Below are 6,261 nucleotides of genomic sequence, written 5' to 3' on the forward strand. Positions count from 1 at the left end.
TCTGCTCCATTGATGGTTTCTGATGCCTTGTCGTAGGCCTTGAAGCTCCAAGTACCTTCTGCCGTCTTCACTTCTGTTTGGCTTGGTTGTGTTGGCGTTACTTGAGTACCATTAGACAAGTTCTTTTCTGTTGCTGGAAGCAGGTCTTTCACTTCTTGTGGAAGTTCTTTGCCTGGGGTTCCACTCACAAACTCATGATGTTTTTCATAAAGGAGGGCCGTGCTTACCTGATTAGAAGGAGCTGATAAATTATCAACATGCAATGTTACAGTATTGTCAATCTTTCCAGAACCTTTTTCTTCTACTTTTTTGTTTGTAGTAGTATTATAAGTTACAATAATTTCAGCAGAAGAATTTGCTTTTATGTATTCAGGTGTCATTTTAACAGTAACAGTTTGACCATTCTTTTCAATAGTATAATCACGCCCTTCCTGTAAAGTCACTCCACCTGATTCCACTTTAAGTCCTTGATAATTAAGGCGCTCATCAAATTTCTGAACCATTTCGATAGATGAAGGCGTTGCTAAAATGTCCTTACCTGGAACCGGAACTTTAAACGTAGCTTTATAGGTTACATCTTGTCCTTCCTTAGCTGGAATCTCTGTAGGATCCACTGCTAGAACAGGGCTCGGATCAATTTTTTCAATATAAAGACCAAAGACGGCCGAAGCAACCTCTGTTGATGAGTAACCAAAATTCATACTATTACTATTTGATCGAAGGGCAAAACCAGAGATATTGTTCTCAGAATAGCTACCGCTTGTAATCTGAGTTGCTACCCAAGCAGTTCGATCTCCTTGATCTTCCTGTCTTAAGACATTGGCATTATTCATCAAACGAAGATTAACATCATTTTGATAATCCTTAACATAGAAGGTTTCCTTCAAGTTGTTGGCATCCATTGCATCGATGTCTGTTGGCTTCATAACCAACTTCAAATCTGTCTCGGAACCATCTGCATAACGCAACTCTGCTGTTACATCCGCATCAAGCCAAAAAGCCTTATTCATAATGTAGTCATGAGCTGCATCTACATAGGGAACATTCCCAATTTCAAAAGCATTATTTTCCCACAATTCTGAAATAGAGAAAAATTCAACAGTAGATTTTTGAGCACTATTCATCTCAGATTCTGCCTGAGCAGTGTTTAGATAGTGAAGAGTTACCTTATTGAATTTTAAGTAAGCATCTACTTGCTTACCATTAACTGTCCCAATATTTGTGAATTTTAGAGAAAGAGGATTTTCAAAAACTTGATCCTGTTTTTTACTTTTATCTACTTTAAGAGTAAAGTTCTCCATCTCGCCTGGATAGGCACCACCCCAGAGATATTCATAGTGGGGATTCGATAAATGAAACTGATCAACAGCCTGTGATTTAGATAAAACACTAAAATTGTTGATGTTCAAATTAAACTTACGAATATCCAAGGTTGAGATATCCGTTCCGTTTTTTATTTCTTCTAAAGCCGCATAAGATTGAAGCGGAATAAGAAAAATAGAAAAAAGTAAAACGACTAGTCCGAGAAAAGCCTGTTTTTTTCTACTGAAAATAGTAGAAAAAGGCATTCTCATGCGATATTTCCATTTCATAATGTACCTCCAAAACTAAAAATGATTATTTGATCATTTCAAAAGAAATATTCATCTCATTCTAACACAAAGAAAGGGAAATTGAAAGCAGATATAAAAAAATATTTACTTTTTTGTATTTCCAGATTGTCAATTTTCGGTGAGAATAATTAAAATATCAAAATTTCAGAACAGGCGTTTACACTATGTAAATAGCTGTTTTATTGTTGAACCTATTATCACTCCATGAGTTTCATAACGTACTCAAGCTACACATAAACATTAATATATTTAATTTTTTATAAAAAAGAACCCAAGAATAAATTCTGGGTTCTTTTTAGTATTTCTCGTACAAAAGATGCTTTTGTACAATTAGAGAGCCTTAGTCTTTCTTACGAACGACAAAGCCTACTAGACCAGCGATAAATAAACCAATCATTGAAAGAAGACTGGTAGAAGCTGTACCTGTGCTTGGTAGAACTTTCTGTTCTTGGCTTGCAGTTTCTTCTTTCTTAGTGCTTTCAGCCTGGTTCCCTGTTGTTGCAGTATCATTCTTATCACCGTTGGTTGTTGTAGGAGTTACTTTCTTAGTTCCAACTTCGACAATCTCATCTACTGCTGGAGTGGTGATTGTGCTTGATTTCTCAACACGACCTGTTTCAACGCCATCTGTGTAAGTCACTGTATAAACAATGGTGCGAACACCCTTCTTACCAGCTATCTTCACTTGACGACTGCCTTCTGGAAGGTCTGCGTTCTGCACTTCTTTGACTTGGAAAGCAACTTCTTCTGTCTTCGTTTCTTCCTTAGTCGTTACAACTGGGGCTACTACTTTCTTAGTTCCAACTTCGACAACTTCATCTACTGCTGGAGTGGTGATTGTGTTTGATTTCACCTCGCGACCTGTTTCAACGCCGTCTGTGTAAGTCACTGTATAAACAATGGTGCGAACACCCTTCTTACCAACAGCTTTCACTTGACGACTGCCTTCTGGAAGATTTGGATTTGTTACTTCCTTAGTTTGGAAAGCAACTTCTTCTGTCTTGGTCTCTTCCTTAGTCGTTACAACCGCTGCTTTCTTAGTTCCAATTTCGACAACTTCGTCTACTGCTGGAGTAGTGATTGTATTTGATTTCACCTCGCGGCCTGTTTCAACACCGTCTGTGTAAGTCACTGTTTCAACAATGGTACGAACACCTTTTTGCCCAGCTGTTTTCACTCGGCGAACACCTTCGGCTAAGAGTGCATTTTCAACCTCACGAGTCTGGAAGGCAACTTCTTCAGTTTTGGTTACTTCCTTAGTCGTTACAACAGTTTTTGAACCTGTATAAGTAATCTTGTTTTTTGCAACTTTCTTAGTCTTGCGTGAAACTTCTTTACGAGATTTTTCAACACCATCCACTTTTGTCACTTCATAAGTGACTTCATCGATACCTTCTTCACCTTCTTCAACACGCGTTTGACCTTTATCCAGTGCTGGATCTACTTTCGTTTCTTCTTTGAAAGCAACTTTTTCCTCCACAGTCACTGTTTCTTTGGTTTCAACACCTGTTTTCTTAGTTCCAACTTCGATGATTTCTTCTACTGGTTCTTTAATTACTGTTTGGTTCTTTCTATCACGTTTTTTCTCAACGCCATTTACCAAAGTAACATCCCAAACAACTTTCTTCTGACCTTTTTCTCCCGCTTGTTTTACCTTTCGAGTACCTTCAGCGAGGTCTGCATTGTTTTCTGTCCGAGATGGGTAAGGAATCTCCTCAGTAGTTGTGACTTCTTGATGTTCTTCTTTTAAATCTCCCCCAGTGAGAAGTGCCTCAGCCTTAGCTTTTAAAGAATTGTAGCGAGCTTCAAGCGCCGCAAAACTTTTTTGACCTTCTGGACTCTTCATTGCCTTCTTTGCAGTCTCAAAAAAATTCTTTGCTTCTTCTACATCACCCTCTAGGAGTTCTTTATTATCCTCATCTGGACTATTTGTAAAATCCTTAATTGAAGATTCTATACTATCAAGCATTCTTTTGAAAGTATTTGCAATACTTCGCTCTTGGCCATCTGGAATTTCTTCATCTTCCGCTGGTGTCTCTTCCGCATGCACTGTTGGAATTTGATACAAGTCGGGAGCTACATGATAAGTGGCTACTCCAAGTGCATTTAAAGCAAGTATAGAAATTCCTAACTTTAATAATTTTTTTCTACTCATTATTCTTTCCTTAACACTTTCAATATACAGTAAGGAGAAGAGTAAAATTTTCTACTCTCCTCTTACTATATGATACTAACGTTCAGCTTTACGCTTCCAAACTAGAAGTCCAGCAAGTCCTAGAGCTAGGGCTGCAAGTACTCCAAAGATTGAAGATCCTTCAGAACCTGTATTTGGCAATGTTTTCTTAGGTTCTGCTGGAGGAACGGTTCCACCTGGTGGCGGAGTTTGTGGTTTTTCTGGTGTTGGTGGTGTTGGTGGGAACACCACAACTTTGTTGGTAGTTTTTGGCTTTGGATTATGGTTAAAGCTTACTTCAGCTGTATTTGGTACACCACCAGTGAATTTTGTAAAATCTGTTCCTTCTTTGAAGTTAGTGTAAAGTACAAGACGTACGGTACTTCCCTTCAAGGCTTCAAGAACATCCTTATCGCTGATTTCAAAAGTCACAACATTGCTAGTTTCATCGTAAGTAACAGTAGCAATTGCTTCTAAATCTTTACCTACTAATTCACCGCGGTCATTTGAAACTTTAGACAATTTATCAATAGCTGCTTGAAGCTTGGTTTGAGCTTCTTTTAGTTTCTTGATTTCATTTTCAAGTTTCTCTTGTTGTTGTTTCTTATCAGCTGGTGCCAATTCTGATTCTTTCTCAGCTGGTGCTTGAAGTTTAGCCAAGTTTTCTTCAGCTGCTTTCAACTCTGCTTCCAAGCTTGCAAGATCTTGACTTGGCTCGCTAGTTGCAGGTTTCTTATCTTCTGATGCAGAAGAATCAGATGTAGCTGGAGTTGTTTCTTCAGCAGCTGTTGCTGGAGTAGCTGGTGTTGTAGTTTCAGCTGGTTTAGCTGGCTGCGCTGCCTTAGCTGCTTCCAACTTCGCTTTCAATTCAGCTACTTTAGCTTCCGCTGCCTTGAGTTCTTCCTTCTTACCAGTCTCTGTTGAAGTCTCTTCTGTTGACTTGCCTGTCAAAGCTTTGAGTTCTTTCTCAGACTGTTCAAGTTGAGCTTGAAGAGTTGCTTTGATCTTGTCAAACTGAGCATTTTCAACTTTAAGAGCGATACGGTCTTTGTTGACTTTCAAGACTGAATCGATTTTATCAGTGATCGTAAAGCTAGTCAAGTCTGTCTTGATAAGACGACCATATTGATCCTTCTTAGCATTTCCGTTTTCATCTACTGGATCTGTTGGAACCGGTGTAGTGATATCGAAGCGGAAGGTATCTAAAGCGTTTGGTAAGTGGTAGTCTTTATCAGGTTTAGATCCATCTTCTGGCCCAACTGTCTTAGCAGGTTCACCTGGTGTTGGATCTGTTGGTTTTTCTGGGTCACGCGGTTTCACCGTTACTGGTTTTGTTTCCTTGTTACCAGATTGACCATTCGCATCCTTGAAGTTGACAGTTGCTTTGTTTGGTACCAATTGGTCCTTATAAGCTTTCAAATCGCTATTCGCTTTGAGTTTAGCTGGAATATACAATTGGATTTCTTTGAAACCTTTCAATCGAGCGAAATCTTTCACTTTCACAGTGACTGTATTTCCCTTAACACTTGTTTCAAGGGCACCATTTGCATCACGACCATCCACATAGGCTACTGGCGTATCAGCGATTGCCAAGACCGGTTCGAGTGTATCTGTGACTGTGAACTCTTTGTACTTATCAATATCTTTTGGCAAAGTTGTATTGACATTATACATGTATGGTGCGTCGTATTCCACATCCAAGTGGTCCAAGGTACGATTAATCTTCTTAGAAATTTCTGGTTCTGGTTCTTTTGGAACGACTACCGGAACTTTATTCGAATCTTTGTGTAGCCCTGGTTTGTGTGGGAACTTCGCGTCATAAGAAGCTGTATTTGGAACAGTGAATCCACGATCTGTTAGATATGGAGTCAAATCAGCTCCCACTTTAATCTTCGCAGTGAAGCTCAATTCAACAGCTTGACCGCCATTGGCTTTCACTTGTTCCTTTGTAAGGGTCAAGGTAATGGTTTGACCCTCTACCTTGATTTGACTGGCATCAAGAGCTTGACCATTCAAGATTGCACTTGCTGAACCTGCATAATCAAGAACAGACTCAAGTGTATCACTTACGCTGAAGGCTGTCGCATCTGTTGGGACACTTGTTTTCACGTTGTATGTGAAAATTTGGTCACGATCAGCAAGCGTTTCCTCAGCCTTAGTATTGACATCTTTCTTGATCTCTGGTTCATCTGGTGTCGGTGGCGTTACTGGGACTTCATTGGAGTCTTTCGTAAAGCCTGGTTTATTTGGAAGATCTACCTTGTAAGTCGCCTTATTCGGAATCCGTATACGACCGTCTTCCTTCACATGTGCAGACAAGTTCGCACCAGCTTTGATCTTGGCGTCGAATGTTAATTCAACGACTTGACCGCCATTGGCTTTCACTTGGTCTTCTGTAAGCGTCAAGGTAATCGTTTGACCTTCTACCTTGATTTGGCTAGCATCAAGAGCTTGACCATTCAATTTAGCACTTGA

At 39.6% G+C, this 6,261-nt stretch carries 2 protein-coding genes and 1 pseudogene; all 3 read right to left on the reverse strand.

The window, feature by feature from the left end:
- Positions 1–1,592 (reverse strand): isopeptide-forming domain-containing fimbrial protein (locus tag GMD6S_RS07770; RefSeq protein WP_000871434.1); only part of this gene is annotated, 1,592 nt, incomplete at its 3' end.
- A gap of 361 nt (positions 1,593–1,953) precedes the next feature.
- Entirely contained in the window at positions 1,954–3,768 is a 1,815-nt protein-coding gene (locus GMD6S_RS07775) for a G5 domain-containing protein (protein ID WP_000087620.1), read from the reverse strand.
- A 75-nt stretch (positions 3,769–3,843) separates the two neighbouring features.
- Positions 3,844–6,261 (reverse strand): annotated as a pseudogene (padA, locus tag GMD6S_RS07780) (LPXTG-anchored isopeptide-forming adhesin PadA); the annotation flags it as partial.

The organism is Streptococcus sp. GMD6S (assembly GCF_000297015.1).

Excerpts from the sequence above, each read along its gene's own strand:
- GMD6S_RS07775 (WP_000087620.1), bottom strand. The coding sequence starts at position 3,768 with ATGAGTAGAAAAAAATTATTAAAGTTAGGAATTTCTATACTTGCTTTA.